The organism is Paenirhizobium daejeonense (genome assembly GCF_014280875.1).
In the GTDB taxonomy this organism is placed as follows: domain Bacteria; phylum Pseudomonadota; class Alphaproteobacteria; order Rhizobiales; family Rhizobiaceae; genus Allorhizobium; species Allorhizobium daejeonense.
The window spans coordinates 43,607-64,020 of record NZ_JACLAL010000012.1; the positions used below are offsets into that span (position 1 = coordinate 43,607).

Sequence of the window (20,414 nt, forward strand, 5' to 3'; positions counted from 1 at the left end):
GATGCGGACAATCAAGGGACCAGGCGTATTCCTGGCACAGTTTGCCGCCGACGATGCCCCCTATAATTCGTTGCCATCTCTTGGCCGCTGGGCAGCGGACAAGGGCTTCAAAGGCGTCCAGATTCCCACTTGGGATACTCGCCTGATCGACATGAAGCAGGCTGCCGAAAGCCAGACCTACTGTGATGATCTGAAAGGCATGCTCGGTGAGCACGGTCTGGAGATCACCGAACTGGCGTCGCACATCACGGGCCAGCTCGTGGCCGTGCATCCGGCCCATGACAAGATTATGGACAGCTTTGCCCCCGAACATGTTCGCGGAAATCCCGGCGCGCGGCGCGCCTGGGCGGAAGAACAATTGCGTTTTGCCGCACGTGCCTCGAAGCGTTTCGGTATCGATCGTCACGTGACGTTCCCGGGGGCGCTGCTGTGGCCCTATCTCTACCCGTACCCGCAGTGGCCGGAAGGCCTTGTCGAGGAGGGATTCGATGAACTGGCTCGCCGCTGGAAACCGATCCTGAACGATTTCGACGAGCAAGGCGTCGACGTCTGCTACGAAATTCACCCAAGCGAGGACCTGCATGATGGTCACAGCTGGGAGATGTTCCTCGACAAGGTCGATGAGCACCCCCGCGCCAATCTCATGTATGACCCCTCGCACCTGGTTCTTCAGGGCATGGACTATCTGGCCTTCATCGATCACTACCACGAGCGAATCAAGACCTTCCACGTCAAGGACGCCGAGTTCCGCCCAGACGGAAAATCGGGTGCCTATGGCGGTTACCAGCCATGGTCCAAACGAGCAGGGCGCTTCAGAAGCCCTGGCGATGGCCAGATCGATTTCGGTGCGATTTTCACCAAGCTGACGACCTACGGCTTTGAGGGCTGGGCGGTGCTCGAATGGGAGTGCTTCGTCAAGAATCCCGAGGACGGCGCGGCTGAAGGCGCGCGCTTTATTGCCGATCACATCATTCGCGTCTCGGACCGGGCTTTTGATGATTTCGTAAAATCGGGCGCAAATCGCAGCGCCAACCGGGCCATGCTCGGACTGGAGGAAAAATGAGCAGGAGACCTCTTCGACTTGGTATGGTCGGTGGTGGGCAGGGAGCCTATATCGGCAATATCCACCGCCTGGCGTCTCGCCTCGACGGTCACTGGACCTTGGTCGCTGGCGCGTTCGATGTCGACCCGGACCGTGGTCGGGAGTTCGCCCTCAACGAGGGGCTCGATCCCGCGAGAAGCTATGGGACGTACCAGGATTTGATTGCTGGTGAACGTGGACGCGAAGACCGTGTCGACGCGGTGGCGATCTGCACGCCGAACTTCACCCATTATCCAATCGCCAAGGCCCTGATTGAAGCCGGGTTCGATGTCATTTGCGAGAAGCCCCTGACGGCGACGATCGAGGATGCAATTGCTCTCGAGGCATTATCGCGGCAATCCGGCCGTTTTGTCGGTGTGACCTACACCTATTCCGGCTATCCCATGGTTCATGAGGCGCGTGTTCGCATTGCCCGAGGCGAGATTGGCGACGTCCGGACGGTTCAAGTTGAATACCCGCTTGAGTGGATGGCAACCGCGATCGAGCAGAAAGGTAACATTCAGGCGGCCTGGCGCACCGATCCGAAGAAGAATGGACGTGGTGGATCGATCGGCGACATCGGTACTCACGCCTACCACCTCGCCGGATTCGTGACTGGGCTTACGCTCGAAACGCTCACCGCCGATCTTGCGACGTTTGTCCCGGGGCGCGCCCTGGATGATAACGCACATGTCATGATGCGCTATGAAGGGGGTGCGCGGGGCCTTCTGTGGTCATCGCAGGTAGCGCTCGGAAACTCCAACGGCGTCAGGCTGCGGGTTTTCGGTTCGACCGGCTCATTTCAGTGGTTTCAGGAACAGCCGAACGAATTGATCTATACGCCTCTCGATGGCCGAGTGCAGACGATCAAGCGTGGTGCGGACGATTTGTCAGAAGACGCCAAGGTCCGTTCTCGCACGCCGCCGGGCCATCCAGAAGGCTATCTTGAAGCCTTCGCCAATTTGTACTGCGGCTTCGCGGAAGCGATCCGTGCCCGTCTCGATGAGCGCGAACCCACGTCCATTGGGCGCAACATTCCGCTTACCTATGACGGGCTGAAGGGGGTCGCATTCGTTGAAGCCGTCGTTGATAGCGCCGAAGGCGGAAACGCGGGCTGGGTCACACCAATCGCGGTTTGATGACGACATTGTCGTCGTCAGCAGTCGAGGGGCGGATGTATCGTTGTGATGCGCCCGCCTCGTTTGTATCTGCTTGATTAATAATGCTTGAGCCATTTCAAGAGACTAACCTTGAACACGTCGGAGCGCCTCATCTTGTTCGAGTGCCGCGCTGCGCCGATCTCCAAGGTAGATCAGCGCGTCGGGCGCGCTCGAAAGGAACGATATAGTGCTGTCACGCCGTATGTTTGTCCTTGGCTTAGCCGCGACGGGTGGCCTAGCCACGGTGGTCGCTCCGTCATTTGCTCAGGGTAGGTCGCCGGTGGCCGCAACCGCTATCACGCAAGTGTTCGGGAATGGGCTTCGCTTCGTCGCAGTCGCCATCGCCTACCCTGAAGCGATTCGGTCGGATGCCTTGTCAGTCGATACGTTCAAGGTTGCTGGCCGTACCGTTGTAGATGTCTATGTGGCGACTTCACCCAATCCTGCTCATCGGACTGAGCTAGGAAAGTATGTCATCGTCTCACTATCGCCAGAAGACGATGACGCGTCCCTTGCTGTGGAAGCGCCCCACCAGGGCCAGAAGCCGACAGGAAGAGGCGGGCCGGGCACGGCGGGCCAGGCATCCGCGGCCGATACAGCCTGGGTTAAGCCCGAAGGCTCTGTCTTATTGCCCGCCATTGCAACGGTAGATGGTACAGAAATGGCTGCAGCCGAAATCGGCACTACAGCCGTTCAAAATCTGATCGTCGACGACTTCCAGCAGCTCGAATATGCCGATCCGCAGACGGGAGAGAAGCTTGGCTACAATCTGTTCGTGCCGCACGACTATGATCCGGAGAAGGCCTATCCGCTCGTAAACTTCATGCATGATGCCGGAGCGACGAGTTCTGAAACACGCACGACTCTGCTTCAGGGCCTAGGCGCGATTTCGTGGGCTAGGCCTGCGGATCAGGCAGTGCGCCCCTGCTTTGTGCTGGCGCCGCAATATGCTGAAATCATCGCCGATGATGATTCCAATACGTCGAGCATGCTCGACACGACGATCAATCTGATCACGTCTTTGACCGAGAAATACAATATCGACAAGGGCCGGATCTATACGACGGGTCAGTCGGGCGGTGGCATGATGTCCATCGCCATGAACATCAAATATCCGGACTTCTTCGCCGCGTCATTCCTCGTGGCCTGCCAGTGGGATCCGGCTCTGGTGGCGCCAATGGTGAAGAACCGGCTCTTCATCTTGGTTAGCCAGGACGACGGAAAGGCCTTTCCGGGCCAGAACGCCATTACCCAGGCACTGGAAGCAGACGGAGCAAAAGTTGCCCGTGCGGTCTGGGACGGCCGGTGGACGGATGACCAGTTCCGGTTTGCCTTTGATGACCTCAACGCGGAGGGTGCCCGGATCAACTATGTCACATTTGCCGCGGGAACGGTCATACCTGAAGGCGAAAGCACGGCTGGCGCCAGCGGGCACCGCAATACCTGGCGCATAGCCTATTCGATCGAACCGATCCGTGAATGGCTGTTGCGGGAAGGGTCATAACACTTCGATCATCAGTACGTTCGGCGGAGGGAAGAAATCCATGAGCACGAGATTGAAGCGCGCTGTCGTCGCAAGAGCGCTGTTCAAGCTGGTGCTGGCCATCGTGCCGCTGACTGCGCCCTATGGGCGAGATCCCACCATATAGGTTCTAAGTGAGGCGAAGATGGCAACCAACATGGAGGATCTGGGAAGTGCGCTTGACTCGCCGAAGCCGGCTCGACAGATGCGGCGCTACAGCTTGCGCGGCTCCACCTCGAGGGCGGCAAGGGCCTTGAGATGGATTAGGGCAGGCATGGATTTAGGCGCGAAGGGCCGCAGATCCAGACGACAGCCGGAGGCTACTCCAGCTCGGCCGGATCTGGTTGGAAGGGTGCGTATCGCTACTGATACAGAAAAGGCGCGTGGCTATTTCCTGAGGTTGGATGCAGAAAGTGACCTCAAGGCCGCTCGACATCTGTAGACCACGCAATTGAAGACGGAAGGGTAAAGTTCCATAATTATGCTTATCTGATTTTTATAAGCTTTTGAAATTTTTCATGTAATTTGGCCTCTCTGTCATTCGGATTTTGTGGTAACTCGCCTCTATCGCCACCGGTCTTGAAAGATTGATGATCCGCTTCCTCACACGATGGCTCGCACGTCGCCGGGCAAGACGGCGGCGATGGCAGACTGACGCGAGACTTCTCGCGATTTCGGATCCAGCCGGCTCCTACTACGAAGCACAGCGCCGTGCGTTCCATAGCCGGTCCACTGGTGACCTCTACGAGTTCTGGTACTGGTCGAAAGTCGCCAGCGAGATAGCCCGGATAGAGCCACGCGCTGAGATCGACTTCGCTGTTCTCAAGGCCGTGTCTGATCAGGAGGAAGCCGGCCGTCGCTGACTGGTGGGCTGGTCAGAAAGATGCTCGGCAACAAATGCTGAGCTGTCATCCGTAACTGATCTGTGCCGGATACCTCAATTCCCGCCGAAGCAAACCCATCCCGCTCTTTATGGATGGCGTCCTGGACCATGTCCGGATCTCCGTCGATCAACCCACTATCGGGGTCGGCTCGCAAGCTGCCGCCGCTTGTCTTCGCCTGCGCGGTGACCGCGACCTGTCCTAGTCCTTTCGAGGAGCCATCGAGCGGGATCGGCCCGCTCCGGACGGAGGTTTCTCAAATGGCACAGGATCTTGCACTCGCACAAGCCCACGCATTTTCTCTTTCGCGCATCCTCATGGTCCCGATCACCCTGTTCAAATCCGGCGACGAATTCGACGTCCTTCCGTCCGACGAACTCGATGACGAAGACGATCTTGAGATCGTGCATGAATATGAACCGTGGTGACTTATGGTCACCTCAGGCTCGATCACCCTGCTTTGCAGGGGATCCTGGACTTTCAGCTGCACATAATCCGCCCCGGCTTGGAGGCGGTTGACTTATCCCATATATCTATTATTCTGGATATGTGGAAAACAACAATGCAATAGCGGCCCTTGCGGCCTTGGCCCAGAACACCCGCCTTGAGACGTTCCGTCTGCTCGTGCGGCACGAACCGGATGGAATTCCGGCAGGCGAACTCGCCCGGCTCCTCGATGTCCCGCAAAACACGATGTCGGCGCATCTTGCGACGCTGTCCCGTGCAGGGTTGGTGAAGAGCGAGCGCCAGAGCCGATCGATCATCTACCGGGCCGACCTAGACGGCCTGCGCGACCTGACACTATTCCTGCTGAAGGACTGCTGCGGCGGATCGACAGAGCTTTGCGCTCCCCTGATCGCAGAACTGACGCCATGCTGCGCGCCGGGGGTGAACCCATGTTGAGCGCGATCGCATTACACGAACTGGCCGGTAGCGACGCTCGTCTCCGCGAAGCGCTCCGTGCGGCGGATCTCCCGACCGATGACATTGAAGATGAAGGCCGCGCCTTCCTCGAAGCCGTCTTCGACGACGGCCAAACGATCGGATATGCCGGCCTCGAACGATGCGCCGGCGATTACCTGCTGCGGTCTGTTGTCGTGCTCCCGGAACATCGGGGTCATGGGTTCGGCCGGGCAATCGTCGAGGCAACGCTTCGAGGCATAGGTGGCGATGTCTTCCTCGCGACGACGAGTGCAGCGCCGTTTTTCTCGAGCATCGGGTTTTCAGAGGTTCTGCGGACCGAAGTGCCGGCCGCGGTGCTTGCGACCCGCCAACTGTCCTCCATTTGCCCCTCGTCGGCGACCATCATGAAGCTCAACAGGCCTCCGACCTAACCACGGACCACGACCATGACTGACAAGACCTATAACGTGCTGTTCCTCTGCACGGGCAATTCCGCTCGCTCTATTCTCGCCGAGTCCATCCTCAACAAAGAGGGCGGCGGCCGGTTCAAGGCCTATTCCGCCGGTAGCCAGCCGAAGGGCGAAGTCAACCCGCACGCGCTGAAGGAACTGGATGCGCTCGGCTATCCATCGACGGGTTTCTCATCGAAGAGCTGGGATGTGTTCGCCGCGCCGGGCGCACCGGAGATGGATTTCATCTTCACGGTTTGCGACAGCGCGGCCGGCGAAGCCTGCCCGGTCTGGATTGGCCATCCGATGACCGCCCATTGGGGTGTCGAGGACCCGGCGGCCGTCGTCGGCACTGAAGTCGAGATCCAGCGCGCTTTCGCCCAAGCTGCACGGTTTCTGAAGAACCGGATCACAGCCTTCATCAACCTGCCCATCGCCTCGATCGACCGCTTGGCACTCGAACAGCACGTTCGCCAGATCGGTTCGCTCGAAGGCGCATCTGTCAAATCCGCGAAGGCCGAGTGAGATGTCGACATTCGAGCGATACCTGACCGTCTGGGTCTTTCTCTGTATTGCCGTCGGCGTTGCCCTCGGCCACTTGATGCCCGGCGTCTTCCAGATCATCGGCGGCGCCGAGATCGCCAAGGTCAACATCCCCGTCGCGATCCTGATTTGGCTGATGATCATCCCGATGCTGCTGAAGATCGATTTCCGGTCGTTGGCGCAGGTCGGCTCCTACTGGCGCGGGATCGGCGTCACGCTGATCATCAACTGGGCGATCAAACCGTTCTCGATGGCTCTGCTGGGATGGCTGTTCGTCGGCTGGCTGTTTCGACCCTATCTGCCGGCAGACCAGATCGACTCGTACATCGCTGGCCTGATCATTCTTGCCGCGGCACCCTGCACGGCCATGGTCTTCGTGTGGTCGAACCTGACACGGGGAGAGCCGCTGTTCACGCTCTCGCAAGTGGCTTTGAACGACGCCATCATGGTCGTCGCGTTCGCGCCGATCGTCGGCCTGCTGCTCGGCCTCTCGGCCATCACCGTGCCATGGGGAACACTCGCCCTATCCGTCGCTCTCTACATTGTCGTGCCCGTCATCATCGCGCAGATGCTGAGAAGCCGCCTGACGCCCGACGGCAAGACGGGTGCGCTCGACCGCTTGCTTGCGAAGCTGCAGCCCATGTCGCTCGTCGCGCTCCTTGCCACCCTTGTGCTTCTCTTCGCCTTCCAGGGAGAGCAGATCATCGCCCAGCCGGCGATCATCGCATTGCTGGCCGTACCGATCCTGATCCAGGTCTATCTGAACTCCGGGCTGGCCTACCTTCTGAACCGCTTGGCAGGCGAGCGCCACTGCGTCGCCGGGCCGTCCGCCCTCATCGGTGCCAGCAATTTCTTTGAACTTGCGGTCGCCGCCGCCATCAGCCTGTTCGGGTTTCAATCGGGTGCGGCACTCGCCACCGTTGTCGGTGTCCTGATCGAGGTGCCCGTGATGCTGTCGGTCGTCTGGATCGTGAACCGCTCGAAGGGTTGGTATGAAGCATCACCGGCCGTCTCCCGTAACACCGTCACCGAAAGGCCCTGACCATGGACGCCACCATCTATCACAATCCGGCCTGTGGGACGTCCCGCAACACGCTGGCGCTGATCCGCGCCGCCGGGATCGAACCCACAGTCATCGAATACCTGCAGAATCCGCCAGCGCGCGAGCAGCTCTCCAAGATGATCGTAGATGCCGGCCTGACGGTTCGGGAAGTGATCCGAGAGAAGGGCACGCCCTATGCGGAACTTGGCCTCGACAATCCGGACCTCACCGATGACCAGTTGCTGGACGCGATGATCGCCACCCCGATGCTGATCAACCGGCCACTCGTCGTTACGCCGCTGGGCACCAGACTGGCCCGCCCCTCGGAGGTCGTGCTCGACATCCTGCCAGCTAACGCCTTCAAAGGACCCTTTACCAAGGAAGACGGTGAACAGGTCCTCGATCAGCAAGGAAAGCGCATTGTCTGACACATTTCCCGCACTGCATGACGACCATCTTCAGCCGATTGCGCCGGAATCCTTGCGGCCGGCATTCTCGACGCACAAGCCCAGAATCCTGGTGCTCTATGGATCGCTTCGGGAAGTGTCTTATAGCCGTCTCCTTGCCTTCGAAGTCCGTCGGCTGCTCGAACGCCTCGGATGCGAGGTGCGGATATTCGATCCGGCCGGGCTGCCGCTTCCGGACGAGGCACCCGTCAGCCATCCCAAGGTGCAGGAACTCCGCGACCTCTCCCAATGGTCGGAAGGCCAGGTCTGGATCAGCCCGGAGCGCCACGGCGCGATGACAGGCATTATGAAGGCGCAGATCGACTGGATCCCGCTGTCGCTCGGCTCCGTCCGCCCGACGCAGGGCAAGACGCTGGCGGTGATGGAGGTCTCCGGCGGCAGTCAGTCCTTCAACGCCGTGAACCAGTTACGCATCCTCGGCCGCTGGATGCGGATGATCACCATTCCCAATCAGAGCAGCGTCGCGAAGGCGTTCCAAGAATTCGACGCCGACGGTCGGATGAAGCCGTCTTCCTACTATGACCGCGTCGTCGATGTCTGCGAGGAACTGGTGAAGTTCACCATTCTCACGCGCGATGCCTCATCCTATCTGACCGATCGCTATAGCGAGCGGAAAGAAGAAGCGGCCGAACTGGAGAAACGCGTCTCGCTCAAGTCGATCTGACGGATCAGACCGTCGCGGTGGCAGGCTGCCGGCAGGACGCTGCCACCGCGACGAATGCCGCAATGCTGATCGCCCCGAGACATGCGTTTGCGACGAGGGCAAAGCTCAGCCCGATATTCTCCATGGCCGCCGCGAACACGAAGGGCGCGCCGGCCCCAACCGCCAGGCGGGCGGCCGCCATCTTGCCGGTGATCGCACCATATCCGTCCGAGCCGAAGATATAGAGCGGCAGGCTTCCCTGTGCGATGCTGTTGATACCGGAACCGAGCCCGAGGCAAATGGCGAAGGCGACCGCACCCGGCAACCAGTTGCCTGTCATCAGCAGGATCAGCACGCCGAAGACGATGAGCACGGCCGACAGGACCGCAAGCCCAGGCGGCAACAGGTTCTTCCCAAAAACCATATTAATCAGACGGCTCAGCACCTGCGCAGGGCCGAACAACGAGCCGATCACAACGGCTGCAGCGCCCAGCCCGATCGAGCCGAGCATCGGGACCATATGGGCAAGGATCGCGGCGAGTGTGAAGCCGAGGAGCGCGAAGGCAAATGAGACAATGACCATGGCGCGGCGGCGGGCGTGCGGCGGGATCGCGCCGATGACCGTCTCGCGCGGCCGGATGGATGCTTCGCCTGCCTTCTTGCCGAGGCTTCGGATCCAGAAGTGCAGCGGCATGCAGAGGAACAGGTTTAGCGCCGCAAAAACGAGATAGATCTCCCGCCAGGAGAGATATCCGGTGAGCGTCGCCGAGATCGGCCAGAAGATCGTCGAGGCAAAGCCGCCGATCAGCGTCAGGTAGGTGATGCTGCGGGAAGCCGTGCGGGGATCGCTCTCGACCAGCGCCGCGAATGCTGCCTGATACTGGACCATACCGGACGACACCTCGAGCAGGATGATGGCGATGGCAAAGATCACGACCGACGGCGACCAGGCGCAGAGCGCAAGCGTCAACGCCGCGAGGGCTGAGCCGATCGTCATGATCGTCGCGGCGCCGATCCGGTCCATCTGCTTGCCGATATAGGTCGCCGACAGGCCACCGATGAACAGGGAAACAGAGAACACCCCAAACACTTCGGCCAGCGACAAGCCGAGATCCGCCGCCATGCCGGGGGCCAGAATACTGAAGCTGTAATAGAGGGTGCCGTAACCGATGATCTGAGTCAGGCCGAGAGCCGAGACGAGCCCGGCGGCGATTTTCGCACTATGCAACGACGTCATCCTTGCCCACCGGGCTGCAACAGTCGTCAGCACGCTCGACATTCTCTCTGATAATCGGATGACCGGCGCAGCAGTCCTCCATCAGGAATTTGACGAGATCGGCAAGCGCGTCGTAGCTGGCGCTGTAAATGATCGAGCGGGATTCTCTTCGCTGGGAGATCAACCCCGACCGCTCCAGCTCCTTCAGATGGAAGGACACGTTCGTGGCAGAGACGCCCATGCGCTCGGCGATCATTCCTGCGGCCATTCCTTCGGGTCCGGCGACGACCAACGCCCGAACGATGGCAAGGCGCGTCTCCTGAGAGAGCGCCGCGAATGAGGAAAGGGCTTGACGTTCGTCCATACTTCAATAATCCTTGAAATGTTGGATAAACAGATAACGCATATGAATGTGATCGACAAGACCGTTTCGGCCGACATCTGTCTCGGCCACCTCCTCGATGTGCTCTCGGTGCGCCCGATGCCCCCGCTGGTGTTCAGTTATGATGGCAGTCCCGTCCGGTCTGGCTATCACGTCACCGAGGTCAAGGCCGGGATGTTTTCGGCGCTCGACCGCGGAGCCAACCCGGAAGCCTGGTCGGAGATCTTCGTCCAGCTCTGGGATATCGATGAAGATGGTCGGACATGCTGGCCGGAAGGTTTACAGCGATCATCCGCAAGGTTTCCGACCATGTTCGGCTCGAGCCGACGGCAAAGCTGACGTCCGAGGTCAGTGACGGAGAGCGGCCGATGGCCCTCTACTGCGCGTCTGCACCGCGGCTCGTCGCCGGCACCTTCGAGGTCTCCCTTGCCGCTCGCCCAGCAAGCTGCAAGCCGCGAGATCGGTGGCTCGCGGAGGAGCGGGCCAAATCGTCCTGCTGCGGATCAGCGAGCACATCGTCGAACTGCTGTGCTTGAGGCGTCCAATCTGGTGCGCTCCCGGACGTCACGCCGGGAGCGACTGGCTTACAGCGCCTGAAGGAATGCCATCAGCTTGTCGGGCGGCCGGTATCGAACACCTGCCGCGGTGATCGGCTGCCTTCGCTCCTGTGCCCGACGCTGAGGATTGACGGGCAACGAGCCGATTATGTGCAGCTGAAAGTCGGAGATGCCCTGCAAAGCAGGGCGATCGAGCCTGAGGTGACCATAAGTCACCACGGCTCATATTCATGCTTATGCTCACCTCCGCATAAGCATGAATATTTCCCCCGCGGGTCTCATTGAGACCCGCATGGCTGTGCCGCTGGCGACCTGTCGGGGGCAAGGGAAGCTTCGCCGCGGCACACCGCTGCAATTTTTGTCAGTTGCGTGCAGCGCCCCTGCCCCTTCGCTCTTCGCGGCGGGGTGGAAGGTGGCCCGCAAAATGCGGGAAGCAAGAAGGGGCAGCTGCTCCGCGGCTGAAGTAAACATGAAACGAGAAGAGTTAGAGGTGCTGCGCGCCAAGGTAAGTTGCGAAGCGGTGCTGGAGCGGGCTGGATACGAAATCGATGTGAAGGAAAGCACGCGGCGCGCCGTCAAATACAGGCGGCGCGACGATATCGTCATCGTCATCCATGACGGACGAGGCTGGTTCGATCCTCTCAGTGACGAGAAAGGCGATGTCTTCGGCCTTGCCATGTTTCTGGATAGTGTTGCTTTCCCGATCGCGGCGAAGGCTGTTGCAACCCTGGTCGGATTTCCCCTGTCCCGCCCGGAATGGACGTCTCCACGCTCGCCAGGGCCGGCGGGAGACATTGCAGAGCGTTGGCGAAACCGGCGCACGCCGTCGCCCGGATCCGACACCTGGCGCTATCTGTGTTGGGAGCGCTCAATCCCGTCTGCCATCCTCCGGCAGGCTGGCCGGGAGGGCCTACTGCGAGAAGGACCTTACGGCAGCATGTGGGCGGCGCATGTCGATAACCACGGCCGTGTGGTCGGCTGGGAAGAGCGCGGTCCCGATTGGCGCGGATTTTCCACGGGGGGTTCGAAGGTGCTGTTCCGGTTAGGACCGAGCGATGCCTCTCGGCTCTGCGTGACCGAGGCCGCGATCGACGCGATGAGCCTCGCAGCGCTCGAGGGTTCGCGCGAGGGGACGGTCTACCTCAGCACCGGCGGGGGGTGGTCTTCTGCGACAGATGCCGCGCTCTGCGAACTCGCTGTGCGGCCGGGACTGACACTGGTGGCCGCGACGGATGCCAATTCCCAAGGGGACGTCTACGCAGAACGATTGCGTGCGCTCGCCGAAGCGTGCGGCTGCGACTGGCAGAGGCTACGTCCGCCCGCGGACGACTGGAACGAGGTCCTGAAAGCAAAGCAAAACGAGAAACGGGAAAGGACGAAGGAAAAGAGCATGAGGCCTGCCGCATGCGCGCCGACCGCATCAAGGGAGGCTTCGCCCGGCATGCGCCGGCCCTTGACCCGGCCGGACACGGACGCAGCAACGCGGGAAGGGTCATGAAGGACTGAAGAGGATAGTGAGGTCGAAACGAAATCGCTGCCGCCGGTCCCCAAACCCCGAAAGGATCAAGCCGATGATTTCGATATCCCTTCCCCGCAAAGTGTTTCAGGGCGTGGCCAAGCGCAGCGACATGTTCCGCTTATTCGACCGGCACGCGAAGCGCCCAGACCGTTTCGACGGTGATCAGTCCGGCACCTATGCCAGCGAATGGTTCGAGATCGACGAGACCTCCTACAGCTATATGCTCGACATCCTGCCACCCCTCTGGATGCGTGGGCCGATCTTCGCGATGCGCGAGTTCATGACCGGGTCCGTGACCTCAGTCTTCTACGTCATCCGGATCGACGGTGCTGCCCGCCACTTTCACGCCTATTGCGACCTCTCCGATCCGAATTCCGTGGAGGTGATGCGCACGGCTATCGTCACGCGCGAGAGCCAACCGGTCCGGGCCATGAGCCGGGAAGAGCGCCTCGAACATATCTGGAGCACGACCGCGGACGACTATCGAGGCTATGCCGGGCCCCGCTGGCCAAAGCCGATGCAGGGTCATCGCACCATCATGCTCTATGGCGGCAAGGAAGGCACCTTCCTCAAGCTTCTCGACACACTGACCGACGACGAGATCGCCGCCAAGCTGCCGGTGTATCTGCGCCACCTCCCCTCCACCTTGGCGGCCTGAGCCAGACCTATCCCCGCAAATCGGCGTGACAGCCGGTCGAGTTCTCGACCGGGCGATGGCGCACGCCTGCATCCAAGGAGTTCCAGATGAGCAACGACCCTTTTTCACTTGATAATGCTGGTACCTTCGACTTGTTCGGCTCAAGCACGCTTTCATCAGGCCTCGGGCTCGGTGTTACTGACCTCAGTGGCTTCTCGCCGGATGCCGCCAACGACGACGATCCAGATCCCACTCCGCCCGCATCAGCCCCTGCCCTCCCCGTCTCTGCCACGCCTGTCCGACGGACAGGACATCGGACGAACTTCTATCTCGACGGTGACCGCGCGCTGGGCACCTCCTGGAAGGATCGCGCCCGCGCCAATGTTGCCGCGATCCTCGTCGCCGACGGCATTGCAAAGCAGGACCGCCCCGCAACACCGAAGGAGCAGGCGCAGCTAATCCGTTTCACCGGCTTTGGCGCCGGCGAGCTGGCCAACGGTATGTTTCGCCCTCCGGGTGAGGTCGATTTCCGGCAAGGTTGGGATCACCTCGGCTCTTTGCTCGAAACAGCGGTCTCTGAGGCGGACTATGCGTCGCTGGCGCGCTGTACCCAGTATGCGCATTTCACGCCGGAGATCATCATCCGGGCGATGTGGGCGGGGATCGAAAAGCTCGGCTGGCGCGGCGGCCGTATTTTGGAACCGGGCATCGGCACGGGCCTCTTTCCGGCCCTGATGCCCGAGCGCTATCGCGAAGCTGCCTACGTCACCGGGATCGAACTCGATCCAGTCACGGCCCGTATCGTTGGCCTGCTGCAGCCGAAGGCCCGGATCATCAACGGCGACTTTGCCCGCATCAATCTGGCACCGATCTACGATCTTACCATCGGCAATCCGCCCTTCTCCGATCGGACAGTTCGCTCGGACCGCGCCTATCGGGCGCTCGGTCTCCGGCTACATGATTATTTCATTGCCCGGTCGATCGATCTTCTAAAGCCCGGCGCGCTCGCAGCTTTCGTCACATCGCATGGTACGCTGGACAAGGCCGATACGACCGCCCGCGAGCATATCGCCAAGTCCGCCGACCTGATCGCGGCGATCCGCCTGCCAGAGGGCAGCTTTCGCCGCGACTCCGGCACTGACGTCGTCGTTGACATCCTGTTCTTCCCCAAGCGCAAGCTCGGCGAGCCGGAAGGCGATCAGATGTGGCTCGATGTCGATGCGGTCAGGCCGGCCACAGACGACGACGGTGCAATCCGCGTGAACAGATGGTTTGCCCGGCACCCCGATTTTGTTCTCGGCACCCACGCTCTGACCTCGGGGCCATTTGGCGAGACCTACACCTGCCAGCCGCGCGGTGATGAGGATCTTGAATCCGCCCTTGCTGCTGCTATCGAGCTGCTGCCCGCCAATCTATATGACGGCGAGCCGACGCCCATCGATATCGACCTGGAGGATGAACTCGGCGAGATCGTCGACCTGCCGCCGAAGGACGTGCGTGTCCGCGAGGGCAGCTTCTTTCTCGACCGTTCCAAGGGCCTGATGCAGATGCTCGATGGCGCGGCCGTGCCGGTTACCGTCCGCAAGGGCCGCGCCGGCGACGGGATCTCGGAAAAGCACGTCCGGATCATTTCGAAGCTGATCCCAATCCGCGAAGCCGTGCGCGAGGTCCTGAAGGCGCAGGAGACCGATCGTCCCTGGCGCGATCTTCAGGTCAGGTTGCGTATCGCCTGGTCGAGCTTTGTCCGCGACTTCGGTCCGATCAATCACACCACCGTCTCAATCCAGGAGGATGCCGAAACGGGCGAGGTCAGGGAGACCCACCGCCAGCCGAACCTTGCACCGTTTCGCGACGATCCGGATTGCTGGCTGGTCGCCTCGATCGAGGATTACGATCTTGAGACCGACACGGCAAAGCCCGGTCCGATCTTTTCCGACCGCGTGATCGCGCCGCCTGCGGCGCCGACGATCACGTCGCCGGCAGATGCGCTTGCCGTCGTGCTGAATGAACGCGGTCATGTCGATATCGACCATATCGCCGAGCTGCTCCATAGCGATCCAGCTGATGTGATCGACGAGTTGGGCGAAGCCATCTTCCGTGACCCGGCCGATGGATCGTGGCAGACAGCCGACGGGTATCTTTCCGGCGCCGTCCGCACCAAGCTCGCCGCCGCACAGGCGGCAGCCGAGCTAGATCCGGGTTATCGGCGCAATGTCCGCGCCTTGATTGATGTCCAGCCGGCAGACCTTCGGCCCTCCGACATCACAGCTCGCCTCGGTGCGCCATGGATCCCGGCCGCCGATGTCGTCGCCTTCGTCAAAGAGAAGATGGAGGCGGACATCCGCATCCACCATATGCCGGAGCTCGGGTCCTGGACGGTGGAGGCGCGTCAGCTGGGCTATAGCGCCGCCGGGACATCGGAGTGGGGAACGAGCCGCCGCCATGCCGGCGATCTGCTCGCCGATGCGCTCAACAGCCGGGTCCCACAGATCTTCGATGTGTTCAGGGACGTCGATGGCGAGCGCCGTGTCCTCAATGTCGTCGACACCGAAGCGGCGCGCGACAAGCTGCAGAGGATCAAACAGTCCTTTCAGGACTGGGTCTGGACCGATCCCGACCGCACTGATCGGTTGGCCCGCGACTATAACGACCGCTTCAACAATATCGCGCCGCGCAAATTCGACGGCTCCCACCTCAAACTTCCTGGCGCCTCTGGCGCCTTTGTTCTTTACGGCCACCAGAAACGCGGTATCTGGCGGATTATCGCCGATGGCTCGACCTATCTCGCCCATGCTGTCGGCGCCGGTAAGACGATGACCATGGCCGCGGCCATCATGGAGCAGCGCCGCCTCGGCCTGATTGCCAAGGCGATGCTGGTCGTCCCAGGCCATTGCCTGGCGCAGGCCGCGCGCGAATTCATGGCGCTCTATCCGAATGCCCGTATTCTCGTCGCCGACGAGACCAACTTTACCAAGGACAAGCGCGCCCGGTTCCTGTCGCGCGCGGCGACCGCCACGTGGGACGCGATCATCATCACCCATTCCGCTTTCCGCTTCATCGCGGTTCCCTCCACCTTTGAACAGGCGATGATCCAGGACGAGTTGCAGCTCCATGAGGATCTGCTGACCAAAGTCGACAGCGAGGATCGCGTCTCGCGCAAGCGCCTCGAGCGGCTCAAGGAAGGTTTGCAAGAGCGTCTGGAGGGACTCGCCACTCGCAAGGACGACCTGCTGACCATCTCCGAGATCGGCATCGACCAGATCGTCGTCGACGAGGCGCAGGAGTTCCGAAAGCTTTCCTTCGCCACCAACATGTCGACGCTGAAGGGCATCGATCCCAATGGGTCGCAGCGCGCCTGGGATCTCTACGTCAAATCCCGCTATATCGAGACACGCAATCCCGGCCGGGCGCTGGTCCTCGCCTCCGGTACGCCGATCACCAACACGCTCGGAGAAATGTTCTCGATCCAGCGCCTGCTCGGTCATGCCGCCCTTGCCGAGCGCGGGCTGCACGAGTTCGATGCCTGGGCCTCCTGCTTTGGCGATACGACGACAGAGCTCGAAATCCAGCCATCCGGCAAATACAAGCCGGTGAGCCGCTTCGCCTCCTTCGTCAATGTCCCCGAACTGATCGCCATGTTCCGGACCTTCGCCGATGTCGTTATGCCCGACGATCTCAGGCAATATGTGAAAGTTCCGAACCTCTCGACCGGACGCCGACAGATCCTGACGGCCAAGCCGACGGCATTGTTCAAGACCTATCAGCAAATGCTTGATGGCCGGATCAAGGCGATCGAGAAGCGCGAGGGGCCGGCCAAACCCGGCGACGATATCCTGCTTTCCGTCATCACCGATGGACGCCATGCCGCGATCGACCTGCGCTTCGTCATGCCGGCAGCCGGCAATGAGGCGGACAACAAGCTCAATCTGCTGGTCCGCAATGCTCACCGGATCTGGAAGGAAACCGGCGAGGCCGTGTATCAGCGGCCTGACGGCAAGGAGTTTGATCTCCTGGGCGCCGCCCAGATGATCTTTTCCGATCTCGGCACGATCAATGTCGAGAAATCGCGTGGTTTCTCGGCCTATCGCTTTATCCGCGATGAGCTGATGCGGCTTGGCGTGCCCGCCGCGCAGATCGCGTTTATGCAGGACTATAAAAAGACCGAGGCCAAGCAGCGACTCTTCGGCGATGTCCGCGCCGGCAAGGTCCGCTTCCTGATCGGCTCGTCGGAGACGATGGGCACCGGCGTCAACGCCCAGCTTCGCCTGAAAGCGCTCCACCATCTCGATGTGCCATGGTTGCCATCGCAGATCGAACAGCGTGAGGGACGTATCGTCCGCCAGGGCAACCAGCATGAGGAGGTCGATATCTACGCCTACGCCACGGAAGGCTCGCTGGACGCCTCTATGTGGCAGAACAATGAGCGCAAGGCGCGATTCATTGCCGCCGCCCTTTCCGGCGACACGTCGATCCGGCGGCTGGAGGACATCGGCGAAGGAGCTGCCAACCAGTTCGCGATGGCCAAGGCCATCGCCTCCGGCGACGAGCGGCTGATGCAGAAGGCCGGACTGGAGTCCGACATCGCGAGGCTTGAACGATTGCGTGCTGCCCACGAAGACGATCAATATGCCGTTCGTCGGCAGATGCGTGATGCAGAGCGAGAGATCGAGGTCTCGACCCGGCGTATCGCCGAGATCGGCCAGGATATCGCGCGGCTTAAGCCGCCAGGCGGCGAGGCCTTCAGCATGACGGTGCTCGGCGAGAGCCATGCTGAGAGAAAGGAAGCGGGTCGCGCGCTGATGAACAAGATCCTCACGCTTCTGCAGTTGCGGCAAGAGGGCGAGGTGCATCTGGGGACGATTGGTGGCTTCGACCTTGTCTATGAGGGTGAGCGCTTCGGCAAAGGCGATGGTTATCGTTATGAGACGCTGCTTCACCGCACCGGCGCCGATTACGAAATCGATCTGGCGATCACCGTCACACCGCTCGGCGCCATATCACGCTTGGAACACGCTCTCAGCGGCTTCTATGTGGAACAGAACCAGTATCGCCGGCGGCTTGAAGAGGCCGAGCGGCGATTGGTGTCATACCGGTCCCGAGACGGAGGCGCTTTCCCGTTCGCAGACGACCTCAAGGAAAAGCGGCTGAAGTTGCGGGCAATCGAGGCTCAGCTGGCGGAAGGTCTGGACAAGGACACCGTCGCGGCAGCTGCATAGCTGCGTTGCACAATAAATGTTTTCCATTTGGTCAAAATCCGGGCATAGTGCCGCTAGCTGATGCACATGACGGTCACCTCCCAGTTCCGTCGCAGCAGCTGTTCCCCTCTGGAGGTTTTCGATCTCCACACTTCATGGGCCGCGGCTTTTGCCGGCGGCCCTTTTTTTGTTCTTCGTCGAGATCTAACCCAGCATTATCTTTGGGAGCTCCACGTCAAGAAGGTCTCCGGCTTGAGGCCCTCCGTGCGCGCCTTCTCGATCAGCGGTCTGAGGGTGTCCGTGACGAACTCTTTCATTGTCGTAGGCAATGCCGGACGATCATCGCGGAACTTGACACGCCCATCGTTCAGAGCCGCCGCGGTGTTCTTATCATAGACCCACCGATCGAGCGTCCCGAACCTCTGCCGGAATACCGTTTCAACCTCACGGTCACTCGGATCAACGAAGCGATAATCCACCTCTCGACCGAGTGCGCGGCCGATCATCGCGGCGATCTCCGTCATCGTGTAGTCGATGCCCAATTGCTTGACCGTCTGGTGATGGTCAGGTGGAGAGTCAAATTCCTTAGCCGCGAAATCCGCAAGGTCCGGAATGGAAACCCAGGGCGCTTTGACGTCGGGGGCAAGCGTAAAGCCGATTCTGTCGTGCTGCGCGATCGCATCCGCCCATCTGGACAGGTCCTCCATGAACCAGCCACCTTGCAGGTGCACTAGATTGATGCCGCGTAACCGGTTGAGGATCTGATCCAGGATATAGAAGCCCTGGAAATGGCCGGTGTTTCCGCTGAGCTCGGATCCCATGGCAGTCAGGCTTACGGCAAGTTTCACGGGGGAATCCCGAAGTGCGTCGAAAAAGCGAAGCGCTACAGCAGGGTAGTGCCCATGAAAATCTTCCGCCGCCCAAAGGGTTTTGACCATCAGGAACGCAGCGTCAGCGTCTTCGAAGAACCTGCCAAGCTCACCATCACCTGTGTCGAAGCTGCCAATGAACGTTTCCGCGCCTTTTGCGACAAGTGCATCGAGGGCAGGCCCTCCTCTCGATAGAGCTTTGACCGAATGGCCTTTGGCCAAGAGGTTCTCGGTCAGTCTGGCGCCGATCCTGCCGGTCGCACCAACCACAGCGATACGCATGGCTCATCTCCTACAGTTTGTTGAGCCGATTCTTAACGCATTGCTTCGTGGGCGAAAGTGGAGATAATGCCATATGATCTCGAAATCAGGCCAACCTTCGATGAAGCCAACGTGCAGTACCGCCATCGATCTGAGCCTATCGCATGGGCCGGCGATGGCGTTCAGAGTGGACTTCGCCGATTATGAAGCCGAGGGGGTGCAGCACCAGCACCCGCAGGGTCAACTGATCCTGGCACTTCACGGCGCCGTGACGTGCACCGCGGAAAGCGGGGTCTGGATCGTTCCGCCCGACTGCGGGCTTTGGGTCCCCGGTGGCGTTCCTCACAGCAATCAGGTTACGCCTAATGCTCGTCTGACATACCTGTTCGTCGAGCCTGGCGCGGCCGCACTCCCAGCTGAATGCTGCACGCTTTCGGTATCGCCAATGCTTCGAGAGATGATCCATCGGGTGGCGGACCTATCGCACAGTGATGCTCCCGACGATCATGTCGAGCGCCTCGTGCGGGTCATGCTCGATGAACTCGCGTTGATGCCGCATGAGAGGCTGGAGCTGCCTGTGTCCACTCATCCAAAGATCGCGTCGCTTGCTGCGGCTCTTTTGGCAGATCCGAGCGACCGGCGGACCCTCGGCCAATGGGCTGAGCATGTCGCCGTCAGTGAACGAACATTAAAACGACTTATGGTCGAAGAGACCGGATTGAGCTTCGGCCGTTGGCGGCGTCAGCTTCATCTCGTCATCGCGCTGCGGGAACTGGCGGGCGGCGCAACAGTCCAACAGGTGGCAGGCGACCTAGGGTATGAATCCACGACTGCCTTCATCGTCATGTTCAGGAAGGCGCTTGGCACCACGCCATCGCGTTACTTTGCCGATCGGCTCTTGAACGCTGAGCGCGCGTCTGGTTCAATCAAACATCCCGGATCTCCGATCGCGGCTTGAAATTGCTCTTCGTCAATAATATCTGAGCATTACTTCCCGATGAGACGATGTCCTGCTCGCTGCAATCGCCGCGGCGTTCGACATAGTTCCGGGATACACAAGAAGGCGCTCCCCTCACGGGTCGAGCGC

18 protein-coding genes and 1 pseudogene are annotated in these 20,414 nt (G+C 60.8%); 16 read left to right on the plus strand and 3 right to left on the minus strand.

Annotation, left to right across the window (positions count from 1 at the left end):
• The first annotated feature begins 1 nt into the window (after nucleotide 1).
• The 11 genes from H4I99_RS22320 (at nucleotide 2) to arsH (ending at nucleotide 8,712) form a co-directional block, all read left to right on the plus strand.
• Entirely contained in the window at nucleotides 2-1,063 is a 1,062-nt protein-coding gene (locus H4I99_RS22320; protein WP_163897256.1) for a sugar phosphate isomerase/epimerase family protein, read from the plus strand.
• 23 nt (nucleotides 1,064-1,086) lie between these two features.
• Nucleotides 1,087-2,220 carry a Gfo/Idh/MocA family protein gene (locus H4I99_RS22325; RefSeq protein WP_163897495.1) on the plus strand — a complete coding sequence of 378 codons (1,134 nt, stop codon included), beginning with the start codon at nucleotides 1,087-1,089 and terminating at the stop codon, nucleotides 2,218-2,220.
• Between the two features lie 301 nt (nucleotides 2,221-2,521).
• Nucleotides 2,522-3,745 (plus strand): alpha/beta hydrolase family protein, encoded by a 1,224-nt coding sequence (locus tag H4I99_RS22330; RefSeq protein ID WP_206110912.1) that lies wholly within the window; start codon nucleotides 2,522-2,524, stop codon nucleotides 3,743-3,745.
• Between the two features lie 608 nt (nucleotides 3,746-4,353).
• Nucleotides 4,354-4,626: a hypothetical protein gene (locus H4I99_RS22335; protein ID WP_163897252.1), complete on the plus strand. Its 273-nt coding sequence runs from the start codon at nucleotides 4,354-4,356 to the stop codon at nucleotides 4,624-4,626.
• Nucleotides 4,627-4,904: 278 nt separating this feature from the next.
• Nucleotides 4,905-5,072: a hypothetical protein gene (locus tag H4I99_RS22340; RefSeq protein ID WP_164490831.1), complete on the plus strand. Its 168-nt coding sequence runs from the start codon at nucleotides 4,905-4,907 to the stop codon at nucleotides 5,070-5,072.
• Between the two features lie 121 nt (nucleotides 5,073-5,193).
• Nucleotides 5,194-5,547: an ArsR/SmtB family transcription factor gene (locus H4I99_RS22345; RefSeq protein ID WP_163897250.1), complete on the plus strand. Its 354-nt coding sequence runs from the start codon at nucleotides 5,194-5,196 to the stop codon at nucleotides 5,545-5,547.
• Complete coding sequence (arsN2, locus tag H4I99_RS22350; RefSeq protein WP_163897249.1) at nucleotides 5,541-5,978, plus strand: arsenic resistance N-acetyltransferase ArsN2; 438 nt, start codon at nucleotides 5,541-5,543, stop codon at nucleotides 5,976-5,978. Before H4I99_RS22345 ends, arsN2 begins: the two co-directional genes overlap by 7 nt.
• A 15-nt stretch (nucleotides 5,979-5,993) precedes the next feature.
• Complete coding sequence (locus H4I99_RS22355; RefSeq protein ID WP_163897247.1) at nucleotides 5,994-6,521, plus strand: arsenate reductase ArsC; 528 nt, start codon at nucleotides 5,994-5,996, stop codon at nucleotides 6,519-6,521.
• A 1-nt stretch (nucleotide 6,522) separates the two neighbouring features.
• A complete protein-coding gene (gene arsB / locus H4I99_RS22360; RefSeq protein ID WP_163897245.1) occupies nucleotides 6,523-7,581 on the plus strand; it encodes an ACR3 family arsenite efflux transporter in 1,059 nt (352 codons plus the stop codon).
• A gap of 2 nt (nucleotides 7,582-7,583) precedes the next feature.
• The gene (gene arsC / locus H4I99_RS22365) at nucleotides 7,584-8,009 is read left to right on the plus strand and encodes an arsenate reductase (glutaredoxin) (protein WP_163897243.1); all 426 of its coding nucleotides are present in this window, start codon (nucleotides 7,584-7,586) and stop codon (nucleotides 8,007-8,009) included.
• Complete coding sequence (gene arsH / locus H4I99_RS22370; protein WP_163897493.1) at nucleotides 7,984-8,712, plus strand: arsenical resistance protein ArsH; 729 nt, start codon at nucleotides 7,984-7,986, stop codon at nucleotides 8,710-8,712. The genes arsC and arsH overlap by 26 nt, the downstream gene beginning before the upstream one ends.
• Nucleotides 8,713-8,716: 4 nt before the next feature.
• On the opposite strand, the gene arsK is transcribed toward arsH, so the two are convergent.
• Together arsK and H4I99_RS22380 are read right to left on the minus strand one after the other, a co-directional pair.
• Nucleotides 8,717-9,928, minus strand: a complete 1,212-nt coding sequence (gene arsK, locus H4I99_RS22375; RefSeq protein ID WP_163897241.1) for an arsenite efflux MFS transporter ArsK — start codon at nucleotides 9,926-9,928, stop codon at nucleotides 8,717-8,719.
• Complete coding sequence (locus tag H4I99_RS22380; protein ID WP_163897239.1) at nucleotides 9,912-10,271, minus strand: ArsR/SmtB family transcription factor; 360 nt, start codon at nucleotides 10,269-10,271, stop codon at nucleotides 9,912-9,914. Before H4I99_RS22380 ends, arsK begins: the two co-directional genes overlap by 17 nt.
• Nucleotides 10,272-10,313: 42 nt before the next feature.
• On the opposite strand from H4I99_RS22380, the pseudogene H4I99_RS22385 reads away from it, so the two are divergent.
• From H4I99_RS22385 to H4I99_RS22400, 4 genes and pseudogenes are all read left to right on the plus strand, one after another.
• A pseudogene (locus tag H4I99_RS22385) lies at nucleotides 10,314-10,825 on the plus strand (DUF6428 family protein).
• 490 nt (nucleotides 10,826-11,315) lie between these two features.
• The gene (locus H4I99_RS22390; RefSeq protein WP_163897237.1) at nucleotides 11,316-12,344 is read left to right on the plus strand and encodes a DUF3991 and toprim domain-containing protein; all 1,029 of its coding nucleotides are present in this window, start codon (nucleotides 11,316-11,318) and stop codon (nucleotides 12,342-12,344) included.
• Between the two features lie 73 nt (nucleotides 12,345-12,417).
• The gene (locus H4I99_RS22395; protein ID WP_163897235.1) at nucleotides 12,418-13,023 is read left to right on the plus strand and encodes a DUF1419 domain-containing protein; all 606 of its coding nucleotides are present in this window, start codon (nucleotides 12,418-12,420) and stop codon (nucleotides 13,021-13,023) included.
• A gap of 86 nt (nucleotides 13,024-13,109) precedes the next feature.
• Nucleotides 13,110-18,218 (plus strand): helicase-like domain-containing protein, encoded by a 5,109-nt coding sequence (locus tag H4I99_RS22400; protein WP_163897233.1) that lies wholly within the window; start codon nucleotides 13,110-13,112, stop codon nucleotides 18,216-18,218.
• 194 nt (nucleotides 18,219-18,412) lie between these two features.
• On the opposite strand, the gene H4I99_RS22405 is transcribed toward H4I99_RS22400, so the two are convergent.
• Nucleotides 18,413-19,348, minus strand: a complete 936-nt coding sequence (locus H4I99_RS22405; RefSeq protein WP_163897231.1) for an NmrA family NAD(P)-binding protein — start codon at nucleotides 19,346-19,348, stop codon at nucleotides 18,413-18,415.
• A gap of 73 nt (nucleotides 19,349-19,421) precedes the next feature.
• On the opposite strand from H4I99_RS22405, the gene H4I99_RS22410 reads away from it, so the two are divergent.
• Nucleotides 19,422-20,285 (plus strand): AraC family transcriptional regulator, encoded by an 864-nt coding sequence (locus H4I99_RS22410; RefSeq protein WP_163897229.1) that lies wholly within the window; start codon nucleotides 19,422-19,424, stop codon nucleotides 20,283-20,285.
• Nucleotides 20,286-20,414 lie beyond the last annotated feature (129 nt).